General features: G+C 44.9%; 15 protein-coding genes. 3 read left to right on the forward strand and 12 right to left on the reverse strand.

The window, feature by feature from the left end; genetic code table 11:
• Positions 1-179 precede the first annotated feature (179 nt).
• From gltS to FTU50_RS08325, 8 genes are all read right to left on the reverse strand, one after another.
• The gene (gene gltS, locus FTU50_RS08290; protein ID WP_168408127.1) at positions 180-1,403 is read right to left on the reverse strand and encodes a sodium/glutamate symporter; all 1,224 of its coding nucleotides are present in this window, start codon (positions 1,401-1,403) and stop codon (positions 180-182) included.
• A gap of 124 nt (positions 1,404-1,527) precedes the next feature.
• Positions 1,528-1,749 (reverse strand): hypothetical protein, encoded by a 222-nt coding sequence (locus FTU50_RS08295; protein ID WP_016659077.1) that lies wholly within the window; start codon positions 1,747-1,749, stop codon positions 1,528-1,530.
• Positions 1,750-2,267: 518 nt separating this feature from the next.
• Positions 2,268-3,509 carry a PD-(D/E)XK nuclease family protein gene (locus FTU50_RS08300; protein ID WP_016659079.1) on the reverse strand — a complete coding sequence of 414 codons (1,242 nt, stop codon included), beginning with the start codon at positions 3,507-3,509 and terminating at the stop codon, positions 2,268-2,270.
• A 73-nt stretch (positions 3,510-3,582) separates the two neighbouring features.
• Positions 3,583-6,222 carry a bifunctional aconitate hydratase 2/2-methylisocitrate dehydratase gene (locus FTU50_RS08305; RefSeq protein WP_104488916.1) on the reverse strand — a complete coding sequence of 880 codons (2,640 nt, stop codon included), beginning with the start codon at positions 6,220-6,222 and terminating at the stop codon, positions 3,583-3,585.
• 295 nt (positions 6,223-6,517) lie between these two features.
• Complete coding sequence (locus FTU50_RS08310; protein ID WP_005178664.1) at positions 6,518-6,787, reverse strand: hypothetical protein; 270 nt, start codon at positions 6,785-6,787, stop codon at positions 6,518-6,520.
• A gap of 272 nt (positions 6,788-7,059) precedes the next feature.
• On the reverse strand, positions 7,060-7,419 hold the full coding sequence (locus tag FTU50_RS08315) for a hypothetical protein (protein WP_168390645.1): 360 nt from the start codon (positions 7,417-7,419) through the stop codon (positions 7,060-7,062).
• A 107-nt stretch (positions 7,420-7,526) separates the two neighbouring features.
• Positions 7,527-12,038, reverse strand: a complete 4,512-nt coding sequence (locus FTU50_RS08320) for a translocation/assembly module TamB domain-containing protein (RefSeq protein ID WP_180069652.1) — start codon at positions 12,036-12,038, stop codon at positions 7,527-7,529.
• A gap of 21 nt (positions 12,039-12,059) precedes the next feature.
• Positions 12,060-14,810 carry an autotransporter assembly complex family protein gene (locus FTU50_RS08325; RefSeq protein ID WP_180069655.1) on the reverse strand — a complete coding sequence of 917 codons (2,751 nt, stop codon included), beginning with the start codon at positions 14,808-14,810 and terminating at the stop codon, positions 12,060-12,062.
• A 177-nt stretch (positions 14,811-14,987) separates the two neighbouring features.
• Here FTU50_RS08325 and FTU50_RS08330 point away from each other — a divergent pair, with 177 nt between their 5' ends.
• Both FTU50_RS08330 and coq7 read left to right on the forward strand, forming a co-directional pair.
• Positions 14,988-16,307, forward strand: a complete 1,320-nt coding sequence (locus tag FTU50_RS08330; RefSeq protein ID WP_016659084.1) for an MFS transporter — start codon at positions 14,988-14,990, stop codon at positions 16,305-16,307.
• Between the two features lie 4 nt (positions 16,308-16,311).
• Entirely contained in the window at positions 16,312-16,947 is a 636-nt protein-coding gene (gene coq7, locus FTU50_RS08335) for a 2-polyprenyl-3-methyl-6-methoxy-1,4-benzoquinone monooxygenase (protein WP_005178679.1), read from the forward strand.
• Positions 16,948-17,115: 168 nt separating this feature from the next.
• Here coq7 and FTU50_RS08340 read toward each other — a convergent pair whose 3' ends face one another.
• From FTU50_RS08340 to FTU50_RS08355, 4 genes are all read right to left on the reverse strand, one after another.
• Complete coding sequence (locus FTU50_RS08340) at positions 17,116-17,553, reverse strand: 2-amino-4-hydroxy-6-hydroxymethyldihydropteridine diphosphokinase (RefSeq protein ID WP_005178682.1); 438 nt, start codon at positions 17,551-17,553, stop codon at positions 17,116-17,118.
• Complete coding sequence (folB, locus tag FTU50_RS08345; RefSeq protein ID WP_016659086.1) at positions 17,510-17,890, reverse strand: dihydroneopterin aldolase; 381 nt, start codon at positions 17,888-17,890, stop codon at positions 17,510-17,512. Before folB ends, FTU50_RS08340 begins: the two co-directional genes overlap by 44 nt.
• 121 nt (positions 17,891-18,011) lie before the next feature.
• Complete coding sequence (locus FTU50_RS08350; RefSeq protein ID WP_016659087.1) at positions 18,012-19,310, reverse strand: AarF/ABC1/UbiB kinase family protein; 1,299 nt, start codon at positions 19,308-19,310, stop codon at positions 18,012-18,014.
• A 59-nt stretch (positions 19,311-19,369) separates the two neighbouring features.
• Positions 19,370-20,143, reverse strand: coding sequence for a HesA/MoeB/ThiF family protein (locus FTU50_RS08355; RefSeq protein ID WP_180069658.1), 774 nt, complete (start codon positions 20,141-20,143; stop codon positions 19,370-19,372).
• A 294-nt stretch (positions 20,144-20,437) separates the two neighbouring features.
• Between FTU50_RS08355 and FTU50_RS08360 the strand changes: the two genes are divergently transcribed.
• Positions 20,438-20,938 carry a pyridoxamine 5'-phosphate oxidase family protein gene (locus tag FTU50_RS08360; protein WP_005178694.1) on the forward strand — a complete coding sequence of 167 codons (501 nt, stop codon included), beginning with the start codon at positions 20,438-20,440 and terminating at the stop codon, positions 20,936-20,938.
• The last annotated feature ends 30 nt before the right edge of the window (positions 20,939-20,968 follow it).

Consider the following 20,968-nt stretch of genomic DNA (forward strand, 5'->3'; position numbering starts at 1 on the left):
TTAATGGAGAAATCTAATCGGTATGTTATACCTGAGAGAAGAGTGAGGAGTTATCCAAGGGTTGTAAAAGGAAAACCTCAAAAATACCCAAGAAAAAGCCAGTCAATCTCTTAACTGACTGGCATTACCTAACCATGGGGCTTTTTAATGTCTATATGATTTTGAAGTCGTATTAAAATTTAACCGAAAAATGCAATGATACTCTGAATCACCACAGCATTCACAATATCAATAAAAAATGCACCACACAGCGGTACGATTAAAAAGGCTTTGTGCGATGGACCATAGCTATTGGTAACTGCCTGAATATTGGCAATCGCAGTCGGGGTTGCTCCCATACCAAAACCACAATGCCCTGCTACCAATACGGCTGCATCGTAATTTTTTCCCATAATCCTAAAGGTCACAATTGCGGTAAATAAAATCAGTACCGCTGTCTGCGCAAACAAAATGGTAATGAGCGGGCCTGCCAAATCGGCCAGTAACCAGAGTTGCAGTGACAGTAAAGCCATAGATAAATACAGGGATAATGACGCATTTCCGAATACATCAATGGCACGGTCGAAAATATCGACTTTCAGTACATGCTCTAGGAAGTTACGTACAATCACCCCTGTCCCTAAAGCCCAGACAAAGGTCGGTAGTTCAAACCATCTTCCCTGACTGATCTCTGTCATTTCATTCGCAACAAATATACATAGTGCAAACATCCCCAAAGTCGACACTGCATTACTGGCTGTAATCAACCGGTTTTTCTTTGGATATTCGAAGGGTGCGGTGTTGATGCTAGTATCGAGTTGTTGTTCATTGGTCTCTTGCGCTACTGTCTCTGCCAACTGATTTCGTTTAATCAAGAATTTGGCAACCGGACCACCCACAAGCCCACCAATAACCAAACCAAAAGTAGCACTTGCCATTCCGAGGACAATTGCCCCCTGTATTCCATATTGAGTTTCAAGCACTTCACCCCAAGCACCGGCAGTACCATGTCCACCCGTTAAGGTAACAGAACCGACAATCAGACCAATCAATGGATCAAGCCCAAGTGCTGTGGCTAAACTCATGCCAACCGCATTTTGTACAACTACAAATAGAATGACACAGACCAGAAAGATCAGCAGTGATTTCCCACCTTCTTTGAGCTTGGTAAAGTCTGCACTTAAACCAACAGAGGTAAAGAACATCAGCATCAGAATGGTTTGAATTTCTGAGTCAAATGTGGCACTGATATTAAAAAATTTATAGAGAATAAAAGCTGTAATCGCTGCGATTAGACCGCCGATTACAGGCTCAGGTAAGTTATAGTTTCTAAAGAAGCTAATTTTACTAACAAGATACCGCCCAATAAAAAGAAAAAATACTGCAATCACCAAGGTGCCAAAGGCATCGATTTCATAATTCATAACATTCCCTATTAGCTTTATTTTCATACAGTTTTAGGAAAACAGTATGAAAAATCAATTTTAGAAATGTTATGCAAGTTATTGTTTCTAGTAATTGTTTAATTTATGTCCTAAATAGACTCAATTAATACGATGGAATATCATAAACCCAATTGTGTGCTTGCTGGTCTGTCGTACTTTCACAAACATAATAATCATGATCCCAAGCATCTTGATGGAAAATTTCCTTTTTGGTATAGGTGACATTTTTACCTTCTTCGACACAGATAAAGCTGTCACCTTGGTCTTTGACTTGGGTTCCATTGAGGAAACCACCAATACAGAGGAAGCGGGATTTTTTTGCCATGTATTTACTTCAACTTTTCATTTATTTAAATATACGTGGATTGAACGATCGAATGAGCCAACTGTAAAGTTTAAGTTATAAAGTGCGGAGATTACATCCAAATAGCAAACTCAAAATCTAGTTAAAAAATGCAGCATCCAATTTTGCTATCGCTGCTTTGAGTAATTTAATGTTCATATAGACATAGTTTTTTTTTGACATTATATATGACTTTCATAGGTGGAACATTTTCATATTCAAATGGCTTTGTTGCATAAATATGTAAGCATCTGATTTAAATAAATTTAATTTTGGATCAAAAAATAATCAAAACTTTTAAAATCATATAGTTATGAAATCTTTGTGCAACAAAGCCTATTCAAATTCTTGTAGATTTGGAAAAGTGTGTTTTAATGTTTTCCAATACTCAACATCATTGTATGTAATATCAATCAGACCAAGGAATTTTTGATCTGATTGATTAAAATTGTGTTCAATGCCAATGATTTGGTTTTGAAAGTACCAAAATATACCTATTTTCATAAATGAATTAATAGATCCAACTCACTTAAACAATCATTAATAAAATCATTTAAATCCTTATTATCTTTGATTGATAATAATTTAAAGGCATCGCCCGAAAAGCCTCTTAAATCACCTATAGCTTTACTAACCCATCCGTTAGGAATCTTTTTCCAATATTTAGGCTCTCCCCATGTCGGATTAAGTTTTAATATATCTTCCAATTTAGTGGAACTTTCTTCAGATAAAGCAATTCCATAGTGAAAATAATCTGTTGCAGCTACAAATATAAAATTAATGTCTGGCCTTTTCTTACTTTTCAATACACAGCCTATAACATCCCTTTCTGCAGCAGGATTTGAATTACTAATTTGCTTAAACCACTTTTTACAATTATTAGCTGTGTAGTGGATACTCTTAAATTCTGATGATTTTTCAAAATTTCCCGTTTCTAAAAATTTGCTTTCAACATATTCAAATAATTTAAAAAGCAATTCGCCACGATATGCGCTACTATTAAATTGAGTAGATAGCTTTCTGATTGCTTCTAATTCAACAGGTGTTATATCAACTAACATCTTTTTCAATTCCTTATTTACTGTTATCAATTCGCCAGTCAAAATTTTTAACAAATTTAAATATTGTCTAATTGCAGACTCTATATTAGGAGTTTCTTTAACCAAATATAAAATATGATTTTCAAGCCATTTTGTTATATCTTCTTTATAACTCAAACATTGCAAATCTATAGAATTTATTTCATTGTTAGTTATTAAAAAGTATTTATCATCCTTATTTATTATTTTACCTAAAGATGATTGAGAAGGTTTATTGCCTTGTAAAGTAAGATATATGATTGAAGGTGCTTTTTTCTTCTCAATACAATAATCATAGTATCTATTTAACTGTTTACTTTGATCCCCTGCATAAATCTTATTTTCTATTATTATCGCCTTATTTTTATTCTCTAACAACAAATCAATTTGACCTTGCGCACACCTAAATTCCCTTTTAATAGAAAAGAAATTATCTATCTCAAAATCCAACTTAAAATAACTAATGAAACTTTTTAAAAATAAATCCTTTTGCCCGTGTGTTCCGTTTGGATCTAATAATTCTTTAAGAATAGGTGTATGTGTAAATACTTCACTACTCCCAACACCTGATAACATCAATAAATTAAAAAAATCCCCATGAGCTTTATTTTTATTAATAATTTCTACAGTCTGCTTTATTAACTTATCAATGTATTCTTGCATTTAAATACTCAAAAAATAAGGGCTGATTACTCAGCCCTTATCTTATACCGCTTATTGCTTAATTATCAATTAATTAAGACAATTGAGCAGCAGCAATTTTCTTCGTATCTACCTTTTCAGCAGCATCTGTATATTCAGACATTTGATCGAAGTTCAAGTACTTGTAAATGTCAGCAGACATGCTGTCGATTTGAGAAGCGTATTGTTGATACTCTTCTGGAGTTGGTAATTTACCAAGAACCGCAGCAACAGATGCAAGCTCAGCAGAAGCCAAGTATACATTCGCGCCTTGACCTAAACGGTTCGGGAAGTTACGTGTAGATGTAGATACTACAGTCGTGTTCGGTGCAACACGTGCTTGGTTACCCATACATAATGAACAACCTGGCATTTCAGTACGCGCACCAGCTTTACCATAAATGTTGAAGAAGCCTTCTTCCATTAACTGGTGTTCGTCCATACGCGTTGGAGGAGCCAACCATAGACGAGTAGATAAAGAACCACCAGGAACTTTGTCTAGAAGTTTACCAGCTGCACGGAAGTGACCGATGTTCGTCATACAAGAACCGATGAATACTTCATCAATCTTGTCGCCTTGAACGTCAGAAAGCAGTTTCGCATCATCTGGATCGTTCGGGCAGCACAGGATAGGTTCGTTGATGTCAGCAAGGTCAATTTCATACACTTTAGTGTATTCAGCATCAGCATCAGCTTTAAGCAGTGATGGGTTCGCTAACCATTTTTCCATGTTCTCAACACGGCGCGCCATAGTACGAGCATCGCCATAACCTTGTGAAATCATCCACTTCAGCATGGTGATGTTAGAACGTAGGTATTCAGCAACTTTCTCTTCAGAAAGCGTGATCGCACAGCCTGCAGCAGAACGTTCAGCAGAAGCATCAGACAATTCGAATGCTTGCTCAACAGTTAAGTCTGTTTCCATTTCTGTTAAGTCGATCTCTAAGATACGACCAGAGAAGATGTTTTTCTTACCTTTCTTCTCTACAGTCAGGTCACCTTCTTTAATTGCGTAGTAAGGAATCGCGTGTACCAGGTCACGTAGAGTGATACCAGGTTGCATTTTACCTTTGAACTTCACAAGTACAGATTCAGGCATATCCAGTGGCATAACACCAGTCGCAGCAGCGAACGCTACCAGACCAGAACCTGCCGGGAATGAAATACCAATTGGGAAACGAGTATGCGAGTCACCACCAGTACCTACTGTATCTGGAAGAAGCATACGGTTTAACCAAGAGTGAATAATACCGTCGCCTGGACGTAAAGATACACCACCACGGTTCATGATGAAGTCAGGTAGTGTGTGTTGCATTTGCACGTCAACTGGTTTTGGATACGCAGCTGTGTGACAGAAAGATTGCATTACCAGGTCAGCAGAGAAGCCCAAGCAAGCCAGGTCTTTTAACTCGTCACGAGTCATAGGACCAGTTGTATCTTGAGAACCAACAGTGGTCATCTTCGGTTCGCAGTAAGTACCAGGGCGAACGCCTTGACCTTCTGGAAGACCACATGCACGACCAACCATCTTCTGCGCTAAAGTGAAGCCTTTGCCAGAGTCGGCAGGTTGTACTGGAGTACGGAATAAAGAAGATGGCTCAAGACCTAAAGCTTCACGTGCTTTACCAGTTAAACCACGACCAATGATCAGGTTAATACGGCCACCGGCACGTACTTCGTCTAGAAGTACTGGAGTTTTCAGTTCAGATTCAGCAATTTGTTCGCCGTTTTTGAACGCAGTTACTTTTGCAGCAGCGTGATCGATTTTCAGTGTGATTTCATCACCCATGTTCATGTTAGAAACATCGATCTCAACTGGTAATGCACCCGCATCTTCCATGGTGTTGAAGAAAATCGGAGCAATTTTACCGCCTAAGCAGTAACCGCCGTCTTTTTTGTTTGGAATGTGTGGAAGTTCGTCACCGAAGAACCAAAGCACAGAGTTCGTTGCAGATTTACGAGAAGAACCTGTACCAACAACGTCACCAACGTAAGCAACCTGGTTGCCTTTCGCGATCAGTTCTTTAATTTGATTTAATGGACCAACTTCACCAGGAACTTCTGGGTTGATACCATCACGAACGTTTTTCAGCATTGCATTTGCGTGCAATGGAATGTCTGGCCGGCTCCACGCGTCTTGTGCAGGTGACAAGTCGTCAGTATTCGTTTCGCCTGTTACTTTGAAAACAGTCAGTTTGATTTCTTCTGGAACGTCTGGACGGCTAGTGAACCATTCAGCTTCAGCCCATGATTGAAGTACTGCTTTCGCATTGTCATTACCCGCTTTTGCTTTTTCAGCAACGTCGTGGAATGCATCAAATACAAGCAGGGTTTTCTTCAGAGCGTCAGCCGCTAAACCACCAAGTTCAGCATTTTCCAGAAGTTCAACTAAAGGCGCTACGTTATAACCACCAAGCATAGTACCTAGTAAGTAAACCGCACGTTCTTTAGAAACTAATGGAGAAGTCGCTTCGCCTTTTGCAACAGCAGACAGGAAAGCAGCTTTTACATAAGCAGCTTGGTCTACACCCGCTGGAACACGGTTTTCAAGCAAATCAACCAAGAAAGCTTCTTCACCAGCTGGCGGGTTTTTTAATAATTCAACTAATGCAGCGGTTTGAGCATCATCAAGTGGCTTCGGTGGGACTCCGAGTGCGGCACGTTCTTCAACGTGTTGGCGGTAAGCTTCTAGCACGGTGTTATTCCTCTTTTTTAAAAAATTACCTGTGAATTCCAGCTTGTTCAAAGCTTCACAAGTAATATGGACTGCAAAATTTTACTAAAATTCCAGTTAAAAGTTAATGCAAGGAAGGTGTTTCTTTGTGATGCTCATTATTTTATAACTAAATGATGTTCATATTGTTTATACAATAATCAAGCGGAGCACGTTTAGACCCGTCATTGCTGCTTTTAATCCACTTTAACCGAATTCTAAATAGAAAAAAGGCAACACTATGCTGCCTTTTCCGGGTTCCAATTACTATTCAACCTTAGTGTACCGTTGTACTGTTTAAATATTGCTGCAGATGTTCGCGACTGCCCTCAAATTTGACCTGAATTTCATCTTCATGCAGGGTACTATGCCCGGCACTGGCAAAGGAGATATTGACCTGATAACGCTTGCTGTCAGCATCAATAAGTTGTTGAAAATAGACTTTATCTCCAATACTGAGCACATAGTTGCTATTGCCAATAATGGTCACGCCCTGTTCATCTTCCAAGAGCAAATCTGCATGATGCAGATAACCAATCACGTCCATGATGTGCTCCTTTCTTCTGGCTATTGTTAAATCCATTATTCATTAAAAAGATAAGCTTTTCTATATTGGTGCTAAAGAAAAGTGTCACAATATATATTTATATTGCTTAGGCTATTTAGAAATAAGTAGAGGAAGGAAAATTAGGTTAAATATCCGCTTAAAAAAATAGATCATCGCAGCGAATTTTGATTATTGTTATCTATATGCAGAAATAGTGAGCACAAAAAAATGCCAGATTACAAATATGTCATCTGGCATTTTGGGTTCATGACTTAAAAACGTCGATAATCCGGCATTTCGTCATACGGCGTAGCCAGACATTTTTCTGTATATTGCGCTTTAATTTTCTCACGCGCGGCATCTACATCACTCTTTACTTCCTGCTCAGGCATGGCATAGACCGTTTCAATAATCTCAAAAATAAATTTGCGTGTGGTTTCATCTTCTACTTTGTCCGCATGAGCCAGTGCCTGATCTTTTTCAATGGCATTTTGACGATCCAGCATGATGGTTCGTGCTGCATTACCAACACTGGTACAGTAACCTTTCCACTGCTCTTCCGGGGTTAAGGGCTTTTTCTCTGCACAGCCGGCCAATGCAATTACGGCAGCCAAAGCGAATAGTTTGTTCATGCATACTCTCCTATTTCCGCTATGATAATCAAAGTTATCGTGAATGAGAAATCGGCCAGAAAAAATGCGCCCGTGTTGAGCGCATTTTCAAGTTAAAATCACACGGTTTAGAAACGCCAGTTATAGAAAATATCCACGGCACGTTCCAGCGACTGGCTGGCTTCCAGATACAAACGTTTGTTCATCTGATAACGCAAAGTCAGCTTGTTCACCGGGGTAAACACGCCCACGCCATAACGGATAAACAGATCCGGAGTGATATAACCGGTCAGGCTGACCTGGGTATCATCACCTGTACCTTGAGCATCTAAGGCCAACCCACTTAAACCAAAGGTACGCCCAATCTGGTTGGTCAGGGCTCGCGTGCCGCCTAAACCAAGACTGATACCTGCCGCCGCAATGGTATTGTTGACATCGGAGCGGAAGCTGTCGGTCTGGCTTAAACCGCTGGCACCTTCGTTAATCCGACCGGTAATCAGGGCATTCAGCGCTTCCTGCTCGGACAGGCCGGCATCGTTATAGACCTGAATATTCGGACCCGAAGCGGTTCCAGTTACCCGCACCCCGACCACGCTGCCCTGTACGCTCTTGTTGGCATCAATATCTAGACTCGGATTGGCTAATGGTCCATTAAAACGGGCGATGGCACGGTTTAAATCCAGACTTTGGCCATAGGCTTCAATCTTGACGCGCTGGCTAACCCCAATTGCACCATTGGCGCGCATGGCGGTTTCCAGACCACGCTGACTCAGATACAGACGGCCCACCAGTGGAATACGGCTGTCAAAGCCCTGGAAGATGACCTGATCACCCAGATTCAGTTCCAGATCGGCACGAATATCCCAAGGACGTGCAGAGCGTAATACGGCCAGCTGGTCTTGCCCTTCATGCACCACACGCACATCTGAAGACAGGTTCACCACCGGATCAGAAGCCTCAGGCATGGAAATTAACGCACGCGGCACATCGACCTTGCCATTTAAGCTTAAACGTTTCTGGGTCGGGAAAACCTCCATGGATAAATCCGGCGTCACAATGGCAGTAATTAGCGGTGCCTGACGCACCAGCAGATTATCCCCTTTTAAGTTCAGCTGAATTTTTGGTACACCTTTCCAGTCAACATGACCGGTTAAATGCCCCACACCCTGACCGCTGTTAAATGCGCCATTAATTGTGGCCGAATCCTGTCGAATCGAGGAGTACAGCTGCACATTGGTCAGGTTCACCGGCAGGGAAATCATGCTGATGGCACCATCTTTCAGACGCATTTCACCGGTCAGTAATGGCTGGGTTAACGTACCACCGACCTTACCGGCAAAGGACAATACCCCGGCCATAGAACGCACATCGGCAATAAACGGCTTAAAGACTTTTAACTGCACTTCATTAAAGGCAATTTCACCGCGCATCGGCTTACGCTCGGTATATGGATCAATAATAACATTGGCATAACCGGCACCAATTTCCGGGGTTTTCACATCCAGTCGAATTTGCAGACCTTCGGCAATACTTTTAGCCACTACAGCGACCTGATCATAGCTTAAGGTCGAACCCAACTCTTGCGGGTCATCACCTGCCAGACCAATGACCCCATTGCGGGTTACCAGACGTGCATCAATTTTTGGACGCTGACCTTGTGCCCAGGACGCTTTGGCATGTCCATTGACTTTACCGGTAATCGCCAGACCTTCCGGCATAAAGGCGGCAAAATCATTCAGGTCGACATTGCGCGTTACAAAGGACAGATTGCCACGGTTTTTATTGACCCGAATAGGCTGGTCAAAACACAACTGGCTTTGCTGGCTCATCCAGCAATGCGCACCCACAAACAGATCGCTGGTTTTGGTCTGGAAGATGACCGAAGCATTCTGACGCTGTACCAGACGGGTTCTTAAGGAGTCAAAATCACCCTTCTGGATTTGACCTAACCAGTTATTTTCGGCATTAAAACCGCCGGCTAGCTGTACATAGAAGCTACTTAAACGGTTTTCTGCTTTCACTTTCAGCAAATGCGCCTGACGGGTACCGGCCAGTGAAATCTCGCCTTTTTGAATTTCACGGTTGCCGCTACGTAAATTTTCCAGACTGGCTGTGAGCAAGGTTGGAGTATTTTCCGAGGTCGGCAATTCACCGCGTAAACGCATTTTGCGCACGCTAAACAGGTTATTTAAACCAAAATCATCGACCACCAGATTGGCGGTGGCCTGCAAACGTGGTTGCGACTGCACATTTAAATAGCCATAAGCACGGCCACGCAAACCGGCATACAGTTCATACAGTGCTGGTGCATTCAGTTTGATTCTGAGGTTTTGTGCATTACCAGTAGCCTGAATCTGGTTCTTGGCATAGGCCAGATATAAATTATTGGCCTCAAACTGCTGTGGCAGGAAACCTTGCTGATTGGCATCCATTAACAGGGCCAGATTACCAGTACCACGCACCGGTTTATTGTTGATCATGCCGGCCAGATTAAGCTTTTCAATGTTGATGCGTTTAAGCTGATCTGACCAAACCCCTTGGGTACGTACATTGCCTGACAGCTCGCCGCGCACACTCGAGACAAAATAATGCGGCTTAAAGCGGATTAAAGAGGCGTTCAGGTTCCAGCCAATGCCATTTTTCAGGTTCAGCATACCATTGGCCAGAATCTGCCCGGCCACACCATCATGACGCAGGTCTGAAATCTTGATCAGCTCTGGTGTACCGGACAGTTTTAGCTTTAAACTGCCCTGACTGGCTTGCAGCAGACTGCTGTTGAGTGCGCCATCATAATTGACCGCAAAGCTCTTGAAGCCGCCACCCGCACGCTCATCATGAAACAGCAAGGCCACGGTACTGTTCCCGGTCAGATGCACCGTTTCATCCTGCTCGGCCAGACGACCGCGTAAATCAATATTGTTTAAATGAATAATCTGCTGGTTTGGACGGGCAAAACCATTGGCCTGCAAACGGCCATTCAGCAGATTGACCGGAGCAGCATCAGCAATAATTTGCGGATTAAAATTGTCCGCGTTTAACGTAGCATTCCACTTTAGCTGGCGCTTGTCGGTTGGCAGTTCAATCAGCGCACGTCCCGTTACGGTGCTGGCGCCGGCGTTATAGCTAAAGCTAGGTACATCCAGATTATTGTTCTTCAGATTCAGCTCGGCCTTGTACATACCCGCCGGTAAAGCGCCCTGCTCATGCTGTGCCACCTGGGTTGCGACAAAAATCTTTTGCTGGCCTTCGACCAGGGCCATCTGCACATCACCCGATTCACTGGATAACCAGCCAATATAAGGCATCGCGCGGTCAATATTGTTCCAGCGCACATCCAATACCATGGGGTTTGGCTGGCGGTTTTTTGGCGCATTCTGATCCAGTTTCAGGTTCCAGGTTTCATAGCGGTCAAAATCGGCCTGCGCCGTCAGATGGGTTCCATTTTCTAAATGGCCTTTAGAGGCAACTTGAGCATCCAGACTTGGCGGCAGAAAATCCTGCACCACTTGCGGAATCAGCGGGTCTTTCGGATTAATCTTGTCCAGGCGACCGGTGAGGTCCCAGCTGACGCGCTCGTTCCAGCCGACCACACCAGCCACATTCACGGCGCCCTGCATCAGCTGGCCATTTAAGTTGCTGATGTTCAGCTGATTGACCAGATCGGTGTGCATGAGCGCGGTATATTGTCCTTTTGGAATATCTTTACCCGTCAGATCGGTAGCGACATCTAAATCCAGACGTTTAATATCACCCTTAAACTTGACTGTGCCGTCTTCTGTATACAGCTCCCAATCTTGTAACAGCGGCCAATGGTATTGATTGAACTGCAGCTCGCCAAACATGGGCACATTTTTACGCATCGGATGCAGCACCACCCAACCGGTGAGCAAATCGGGCGTATAGGTCGCCACCCCGGCCTGAACGGTATCTAAAGACCCTTTGGCGACGACTTTAATATCATGAATATTCAGGCTGTTGTTTAACGAAGGTAAATTCACATCGCCAATGGCATTCAGCGGATATTTGCCATAAAAATCCATATCGCCGCTGGCATTTTTGACCGAGAGATAATCCATACGCATACTGGAATTTTCAAATTCCAGTTTGGTGCCTGACCACAGCGCATCGTTCAGGATTACATCATAAAAATTGACTTTACTACCGCCTGAAGTCTGAATCAGCAAACGGTCCAGATCGGCATGATCAAGCCGGAGTACAAAAGGCAGGCGGATTTCATTAAACTTGAATGGTCCATCACTTGGTGGCCCTTTGGTGGTAATTTGCAGATTTCGCACATCGGCATGGGTAAAATGGATTTCCTTATTCAGCACGGCGCGCCAGCCCAGCATGACATCAGCGCGGTCAATTTTGACATCCACCGATTTCAGCGTAACCAGAATATTGCGCAGAATAATACCGCGTAATAAGTTCCCGCCTTCATATTCATACTGAATGATCTGCTGACGTTCCAGCACCCGGTCAAGCAGGAATTTACTGCCACGGTCGGTCGAGAACATGATTGCCAAAGCCGATACCAGCAACACCACCATAAACAGCAGTGACAACAAGGCACTTCTGACTATTCTGCGCTTTTTGGGTACAGGCGCGGGTGTATTTGGTTGCTGTTCAACTTCAGCCATAGTTCTCTCTAAATCTTAATTTTATAATTGCGAGCCAATAAAGAAATGCAGACGAATTGGATGATTCTCATCCGAAATACCCGAGGCGACATCAACCCGAATCGGGCCAATCGGTGATGCCCAGCGTACCCCTAAACCGACACTGTATTCGGTCGGATTGCTAAAATCAGCATCATAGGCATTACCAAAATCGCTAAAAATTGCGGCACGCCAGCCTTCCCTGAACTGATAGTTATATTCCAGCGAGCCCACCCCAAGTGCTTGTCCACCAATTTTAAAGCCATCAATTTGTGGAGACAGGCTCTTAAAGTCAAAACCGCGAATGGTCTGATCCCCACCAGCAAAGTAACGCAGATTATAAGGCACTTTGCTAAAATCTTCGGTCACGATATAACCCAAATCGGCACGACCGACAAACTGATGATCGTTATTTTCACCCAGAGAATAAATAAAACGCCAGCCGGCATTTAAGATTGCCATATCGGCATCGGACAACAGGCTTTCACTGCCGAGTTCAACTTTATAAATCTGCTTGAAACCACGGGTCGGATTGACACGCGGGCTGCTGTCGGTGCGCGACAGTTCATAACCGAACAGTAAAGACTGCTGTTCGGTGGAACCATTACCAATAAAGGCATCAGGAATCTTGTCAATATCGACCACACCGTTCTGGGTTAAACGGTCCAGACGGTAACGCAGACCATAAGCATGTTGCCAGCTGCCACGCGGATTTTTAATAATCCGGTCGGCGCCGGCCACTGCCGATTCAATTAACAGGTCATTGCCGGCAGATACATCGCTACGCTCTTCACGTTCATAACCGGCCACCAAAGTAATATAGTCATTCAGTGGATGATTATAGGGAATGCTATAGCGGCCATCTAAAGACTGGCGGATTTCAGATAGTTCCAGGTTGGCATCGAAGGAGTGACCACGACGGTTAACAATGGCCCGGCGATACTGACCACGTACACGCATTCCGGTATCTGTGCCATAACCGGCACCGACTTCTGCACTGTTCAGCTTGTCGGCGTTCAAGGTCACAATCACCGGAATTTTCTTCTCCAGACGTGCCTGTTCTTTTAGCCGCTCTTCTTCTGATTGTTGAGTTTCCTGTTCGACCCGTAGCTGACGGATGTTTTCATTCTGCTCGGCTTCCTGAGTGCCGGCAAACTGGTCTTCATCCACCACTGACTGGGTCACTTCTTCAGTCGAGCTTAAATCTTTCTGGTCCTGAACCGGCTGGAAATCTTCAGCGGAAAGTTTGCGCTGATCAACCAGGGCCTGAATATCCGGTGGCAACTCTGTTGGGCGTTCCAGTGGATCGGGACGCATGGTATCGACCAGCGTATAGTTAAAATAACGCGAGTTGGTCAGGTTATTGGCCAGACCGTTGACCCGCCAGAAGGTGTAATCGGCGCCATCTTCCCACGGCACCATGCTTTCCAGAATATCCATATCCAGAGGAAATTCCTTGCTCGGATCACTCATCCGGAACTGGGCTGGCCCCAGCGTATAACGCTCGCCGGTTTCATAGCGCAGATTAATATCGGCAGTATTTTGCGGCTGCGCTACTTTCACATCATGCAGGCGCCAATAGCCATCAAAGAAACCGTTATTGGAGGCAGCATCATTAATCCGGGTTTTGGTCTCTTCATACAGACCGTGGTGGAATACATCGCCCACATCCTGATCGGGCAGGACGCGAATTACCTGGAACTGTGCCAGATTTTCACCGGGGCCGCTAAATTCAATATTCTGTTCCTGCACACGCACCGGTGTATTTGGCGTGACCAGAACCCGCACCCGGCTGTCATTCAGCTTTTCAAACTTGAATTCGGCATGATAAAAGCCGACGGCCTGTGCCGCCTGATTGGATAAAGAACGCAGCTGCGGTAAAGCCGAGGGAAAATCGGCAAAAGATTCCTGGGTAAAACTGGACAGTTTGCCGCGCACATTGGCACGCAGATTTTCCAGTGCCGTAGCATAGGCCTCTGCGGAAACTTCACCGCTATTTTCGGCGCCGGTAATGACTACATCGGCACTAATCCGGGGCACCCGTGCAGTATTCAACTCACGCGGTGGACGTACCTTATACAGCAAGCGCCGAAAAAAGCCCGGTTTATCGGCATCGGCCACTTCTGTATTCAGACCCAATTCAGTCAGGGTTCGGCCGGAGGTATTGGCTTCCACCACAATCTGGCTGTCGGCGCGAATACTGTCCATGAGCTGATCGACATTGACCGGAGACTGGTTAATTTCGGCCAGTTCCTGCTGGGTGGCATCATTAATCAGTACTTCGGTATTCTGCTCGGCGCGATACTGGCGTGCTTCCTGTTTGGCCTGTTCAGCGATCTGGAAAATTTCTGCAGCCATATTGGCATCGACCGGCATTACCGGCAAATCATCCAGATTTTCCAGTTCAATTGGCTGAAAAGCGGCTATCGGTTCATTGCTATTTTTCTGCTGTTGCAACATCTCCAGGCTGTCCGGCTCAGTGCTGGGCGCCTGAAAATTTTCAATTTTTTCTAATTCTTCAGGGGTATCTTTACCTTGGCTGAGCGCCAGATCGCGAATTTCCTGTTTCATGTCGGCCGATGCGACCGGATCGCTCGCCGGTTCCGCCACTGCGGGAGGATTTTGACTAAAGCCCTGCTGTGCGACTAAACTTAAAAAGATGCTCAGACAAAGTTGTCTGGAATGCCTCCACTGAATTATGGCATGCATACTGTTAGACAGCGCAGACTTTTTAAAAGTTCGGTTCACAAGCATAGAAAACTCTAAATTTAATCTTTTTAATGGAAAAATCCGCAATGAAATGTTCGCTAACAGACTCTAATTTATTGGATTTTTTCAACAGTGAAAACACTGCAAAATATCATACATGATTTTCGGGCAATTATATCAATTGGTCACATTTCTTAATAAAACTAATGAAGTCCACTTCTTATGGAAAAAAATGAAAATTTGCTAGCCACACGACGCTTCTTGCCCATGTTCTGTACCCAGTTTCTGGGCGCGCTGAATGACAACGTGTTTAAGCAGGCTTTGCTGCTGGTGATTACCTATGGCTGGATCAGTCAGCAATCTGGCAGTATCAGCACCCTGAATAATCTGGCAGCACTGCTGTTCATTTTGCCCTATTTTATTTTCTCGGCCACAGCCGGACAAATTGCCGATAAATATGAACGCTCGCAGCTGGTGCGTTATTTAAAACTGCTGGAAATTGCGGTGATGTTACTGGCCACGGTCGGCTTCCTGATTGGCAACTTATGGTTGCTGATGTTTGCCCTGTTTTTAATGGGTACCCAATCGACCTTTTTTGGTCCCATCAAATATGCGATTTTGCCAGAAATCCTGAAACCGAATGAGTTGATGTCGGGAAATGCGCTGTTCCAGTCCGGCACCTCAATTGCCATTCTGGTCGGGATGATTCTAGGCGGCGCGGTGATTTCCCTCTCCGCTGGTAATTTACTCTGGATCAGCCTGACCGTGCTGGCTATTGCCGTGGTCGGTTATCTTGCCAGCCGTTTTATTTTAAAACAGCCGATTGCTGCACCGCAGTTACAGGTGGACTGGAACTTTTTCCGTACCAGTATTCAAACCTTAAAATATGCCAAAAACCTGCCGCTGATTTTTCTGATTTTACTCGGTAATTCCTGGTACTGGTTTTACGGCGCGACGTATCTGACCCAAATTCCGCAGCTGACCCAGCAAAATCTGCATGCTTCTGAAAATGTGGTCAGCTTATTGCTAACTTTCTTCTCGGTCGGGATTGGTGTCGGCTCATTACTCTGTCGTAAAATTGGCGGTACCGAGGTAAATATCAAGATGGTGCCGATTGGTGCAGTCGGTTTAACCGTATTTGCATTTTATCTGGCCGCCGCCCTGGCCTTTGTACCACCACAAACTGGCGAACTGCTGGGCTTAAGTGAAGTCTTTCAGCAAGGCTGGAGTTATTATCATGTGATGCTAGCCGTGACCTTGCTCGGTATTAGCGGTGGTTTTTATATTGTGCCCCTATATGCCATGATGCAGGCCTATTCACCGCGCTCGCATCGTGCCCGGGTGGTGGCAGCCAATAACATTTTAAATGCGATTTTTATGGTTTCTTCAGCCATCTTCTCGATTATTATTTTAAGCGTGCTGCAAATTGACCTTAAAATTCTGTTTTGCATTACTGCTGTTTTAAGCGCCATATTCACCATCTGGCTCTTGTTTAAACTCAAGTCTATGCTTGATACTGCAGCAGACCCTCTGGAGGATTAAATTCATGCGTCATTACACCGGTCTCGACAAGTTTATTCATTCATTTGATCAGGCCTTACGCAGCCTGGTTCCGGGCGTCACCTCGGCTCAGCGCGATAATCCTGGGCAAAATACTCCAACTCAATTAGCAGTGAGTGAAGCGCGTCATGTGGCGGGATTAATGCGGGTCAATCATAGTGGTGAAGTTTGTGCGCAGGCGCTGTATCATGGTCAGGCACTGACAGCGAAGCTCCCGAATGTACGCCGCGAAATGGAACAGGCCGCCATTGAAGAACAGGATCATTTGGCCTGGTGTGAAGACCGTTTAAAAGAACTGGATAGCCATACCAGCCTGCTCAATCCGGTCTGGTACGGACTATCTTTTGGCATGGGCGCTATTGCCGGAATTGCCGGAGACAAATATAGCTTAGGTTTTGTCGCTGAAACTGAGCGTCAGGTCAGCCTGCATTTAGAAGATCATATTCGTCAATTGCCAGCACATGATGAACGCTCGCGCAAAATTCTGGAACAAATGAACGAGGATGAGCTGCATCATCGTGATACGGCGCTAAATGCAGGCGGGGTTGATCTCCCTGCGCCTGTACGTATTGCTATGACCGGTATTTCAAAACTGATGACCAAGACTAGTTATTATATTTAAGCGTTTTATCTTCATCATGTTTGATGAAAGATTCCAAAAACAGCCTGCATCCTCGTAGGCTATTTTATCATGCGTGTGCAAGCTTAAGTAAAATCAACACGACCAATTTATCTACTTAATTTAAAAAGCCCGGTATAAAACCGGGCTTGCTGATGAGTCATGTCATCTTCACGCTGAACATTGAATCACAGGAAATGGATGGGGCTGGTGGGCAAATGCCGCATTGTGCCACAGCTCAAACATCGGGATTTTTACATCCAGCGCCAGCGGTAATTTCTTTGGATTAAATTGCATTTGCTCTAGGCTTGTCCCCCAAGCAATTAAATCCACATCTAAACTGATTTGATGTGAAGGTCGTACCCGCCCGGAATCTGCTTCTAACTGTTTTAGCAAGGCCAGAATCTGCTCGACACTGTGTTCACTCTTGAGCAGACAGGCGGCATTCCAGTAATCCGCACCAATCCCATCCCGGCACGGAATCAGATAAATCGAGGAACACTGCAAACGCCCCAAACGCGACAGCGCAGCAAATGCCTGTTGAAAATGCTGTTCAGGATGAGAATTACTCGCCAGTGCTAGGGCGAAAATCGTTTCGGTGGCGTTCAAGACGAATTCCTACAGATTGGGCTTGCGGGATAATGGCAGGCTTGCGGATGCTAATCATAATCGATTCAACTGTAGGATAGTGAGCAAAAAGTGCATCCAGCACCAGCTTTGCTGCATGTTCAATCAATTTTGGCTGAGCGGCCTGAATCACTTGCGCAGAAATTTCGCAAATTTCGGCATAGTTCAGGGTATCTTCCAGTTCATCAGAACAGGCAGCCTGCTCCAGACTGCACTGAATGCTTAAGTCCAGCAGCAAAGGCTGGATAATCTGACGCTCCCAGTTAAAACAGCCCACCACTGTTTCGACCTTTAAGCCTTCAATAATAATTGCGTCCATCGGATTACTCGGGCGTGTATAACGTGAATCATCACCTGCTTGCTACATCAGCATCACGTGTGTCGCTTTGCGATGTAGCAGCAGCTTGCTTGTTATATAAAAGCTGGGCGATGTCTATAAATTAATGTTTGAGCAGCAGATTTGGGTCCATACTTTGTACCATCTGCAAGCGCTGGTCGGCATAAATGTCGGTATACGGCGCCAGGATACGCATGAAACGGTCAAAGTACAGCATTTGCTTGAACAGCAGCGCGAAATCACGCGGGAAACGGATGCCATGACGTTCACCAACCGCCACCATATCCATCATGATGTCATTTAAATCGGCCGGATTTGAACTGAGGATTTCCTGTGGATCGGCCAGCAGTACACCACTAAACAGACGTTCCAAATCTTGCGCCAGCACTTGGGTGTTAATCTGGGTATCGGTCATGCCCATTTTCAGCATGTTTTCCGCCATCAGCGTGTAGTCGGTATTCTGCAAGGCATCCATAAAGGCGATACAGGCCGTCCAGACTTCAGGCTTCAGCTGCCCGACAATACCAAAATCAATAAAACCGACGCGGCCATCTTCCAGCAGCATCAGGTTGCCAGCATGCAGGTCGGCATGGAAACTGTTACACATCATCAGGCTGCCAAACCAGGTATTCATGGCGGTAATTAACACCTGCGACGGGTCTTTGGCATACTGTTTTACCACTTCAAAATCGGTTAAAGGCACCCCGAAAAGACGCTGCATGGTCAACACCCGGCGAGTGGAATACTGATGATAAACCTTCGGCGCTGTTGCAGCCTGATTCTGGGTCAGGTTCAGATAATTGACAAAATCATCCAGGTTTTTGGCTTCTTCAATAAAGTCGACTTCGCGCACCATACGGACTTTAATTTCTTCGACAATATCGGCCAGAGAGGCGAATTTTACTTTTGGTACGGCTTTTTCCAGCAGCTTGGTGGCCCAGTGCAGCACATTCAGGTCAGTATATAAAATGGTTTCCACACCCGGTTTCTGGACTTTAATCACCACATCTTCGCCCGAGACCAGCTTGGCAGCATGCACCTGGGCAATGGAAGCCGAAGCCAGCGGGGTTTCATCAATCGAGGCAAAAATTTCGCCTAAATCACGCCCGGCGAATTCTGAAGCCAGCACCTGCTGTACATAGCTAAACGGCAATGATGGAGTTTGATCTAAACAGCCCTGAAACTCTTCCACATACTCACGTGGAAACAAAGACGGCGTGCTGGCAATAAACTGTCCCAGCTTGATATAGGTTGAACCGAGCGATTCAAAGGTTTCACGCATCAGTTTGGCATTGCTGGGTTTTTCAGTCGCATATTTCAGGCCGGCTTTGGCCGCCACGACCGCCGTTTCGCCCATACGCGCCACGGAACGAAGGCCATCTAACCAGATATTGTTTTTCATAATGTCTTCGATGAAATTAAATTTGAGTCAGTGTAGCAAAAAATTGATGTCAGATAGATTTATCTTGCCTGACAGCATGGGCAATTTCGGTCTTTTTCAAACGCCAGCAGGCGCTGTTTTAAACTCAGCCCATCCCAGAGCAGCAGCTTCTGTTTTAACGCAGCAATTCCCAGACCTAAATAGATCAAGGTATGATGCGCCTGTAAACTGGCCATCACATTCGGAGTCGTGGCCAGCACACCAGAATCGGCGCAGCGCAGGCTTTCATTGGCCTGATCTTCTTTTGGAAACAGGCATTCATAGCAGGCCGAATCACCTTCTACCATAAACAACTGGCCCTGAAAACCAATGGCCGAGGCACTAATCAGCGCCACCTGATGCTGCACACAAACACGGTTGACCAGATAGCGGGTACTGAAATTATCGCAGCCATCTAAAACCAGATCCTGCTGGGCAATCAGTCCGATAGCATTGCTGTCATCCAGTTTGGCTGTGATGGCCTGTACCTGAATATGCGGATTAATCTTTTGCAGACGCTTGGCCAGAATGTCGGCCTTATAGAAGCCTAAATCTTCTGCGCTATAGGCAATTTGACGTTGCAGGTTACTGATTTCAATCGTATCTGCATCAATGAGGGTGATTTTTCCGACCCCGGCGCGCGCCAACAGTTCAGCACTGCTACAGCCGATACCACCACAGCCGACAATCAGCACATTGGCCAGTTTTAATTTTTCCTGCGCTTCGATGTCCCAGCCATCCAGCAAAATCTGGCGACTATATAAATGCATTTCTGCATCGCTCAGTTCCTGCCAGTTATCCTCAAGTGTCACCATTTATCTTCCTGTTTTTTGCTGGCTATAGTGTAATTCGATTGATTTTTTTTAACAGCCTTACCCACCGTTTTTTTGGTTTTCGCCGCCCTTCGTTTTATATATGACCTCTTGGTCTGGATGATATGTAAACAACTGTCTTGCCTGATGCGCTTTTGTTGAGCGCAGATATTGTTTTACCCTGAATCTGTATGAGTTAGGTGAGACCGCTACGCGAAGCACAAAAATCGTTTTACTCTGCTTGTGAATGAGTTCTTTTGCGTAAAAGCGCATTTACTGACATCAGGAGCAAAGCACATGAACGATCAACATAACCGCGACAAATTATGGGAACTGATTAAAGATGTACGCTTCACCATGATCAGTCACCACACCGAAACCCAAGAAATTCATGCACAGCCAATGACCATGCTCAATTCTGAAAAGCTGCATGAACGTCAGAATTTGTATTTTATTTTGCGTGACAGCAATGATCTGGTTACAGCTGTGACCAGCGGCCGTAACCAGATTGGTCTGGCGTTCTCCAAACCCTCAGACGGGATTTATGTGTCGATGAGTGCACATGCACAAATCAGTACAGATCGTGCCCTGATTGATCAGCTCTGGAATCCATGGGCGGAAAACTGGTTTAACGGCAAGGATGATCCTTCGGTGCGTGTTCTGGTGGCAGAAGCGATTAGTGCCGAATACTGGAATGTCACCGACAATAAAGTCACCCAGTTATTTAAAGTACTGAAAGGCAATCTGACCGGTAAAACTGGTGAACCCAATTCTGAACACCAGAAAATGGATTTATAACAGCCACATATACGCCTTGAAATAGCCATA

The sequence above is a fragment of the Acinetobacter sp. YH12112 genome (genome assembly GCF_013418945.1).
GTDB lineage: Bacteria > Pseudomonadota > Gammaproteobacteria > Pseudomonadales > Moraxellaceae > Acinetobacter > Acinetobacter indicus.

Bases quoted from the DNA above. Each gene is read 5' to 3' on its own strand.
- gltS (WP_168408127.1), bottom strand. From the start codon at position 1,403: ATGAATTATGAAATCGATGCCTTTGGCACCTTGGTGATTGCAGTATTT.
- FTU50_RS08295 (WP_016659077.1), bottom strand. From the start codon at position 1,749: ATGGCAAAAAAATCCCGCTTCCTCTGTATTGGTGGTTTCCTCAATGGA.
- FTU50_RS08300 (WP_016659079.1), bottom strand. From the start codon at position 3,509: ATGCAAGAATACATTGATAAGTTAATAAAGCAGACTGTAGAAATTATT.
- FTU50_RS08310 (WP_005178664.1), bottom strand. From the start codon at position 6,787: ATGGACGTGATTGGTTATCTGCATCATGCAGATTTGCTCTTGGAAGAT.
- FTU50_RS08315 (WP_168390645.1), bottom strand. From the start codon at position 7,419: ATGAACAAACTATTCGCTTTGGCTGCCGTAATTGCATTGGCCGGCTGT.
- FTU50_RS08320 (WP_180069652.1), bottom strand. From the start codon at position 12,038: ATGGCTGAAGTTGAACAGCAACCAAATACACCCGCGCCTGTACCCAAA.
- FTU50_RS08325 (WP_180069655.1), bottom strand. From the start codon at position 14,810: ATGCTTGTGAACCGAACTTTTAAAAAGTCTGCGCTGTCTAACAGTATG.
- FTU50_RS08330 (WP_016659084.1), top strand. From the start codon at position 14,988: ATGGAAAAAAATGAAAATTTGCTAGCCACACGACGCTTCTTGCCCATG.
- coq7 (WP_005178679.1), top strand. From the start codon at position 16,312: ATGCGTCATTACACCGGTCTCGACAAGTTTATTCATTCATTTGATCAG.
- folB (WP_016659086.1), bottom strand. From the start codon at position 17,890: ATGGACGCAATTATTATTGAAGGCTTAAAGGTCGAAACAGTGGTGGGC.
- FTU50_RS08350 (WP_016659087.1), bottom strand. From the start codon at position 19,310: ATGAAAAACAATATCTGGTTAGATGGCCTTCGTTCCGTGGCGCGTATG.
- FTU50_RS08355 (WP_180069658.1), bottom strand. From the start codon at position 20,143: ATGGTGACACTTGAGGATAACTGGCAGGAACTGAGCGATGCAGAAATG.
- FTU50_RS08360 (WP_005178694.1), top strand. From the start codon at position 20,438: ATGAACGATCAACATAACCGCGACAAATTATGGGAACTGATTAAAGAT.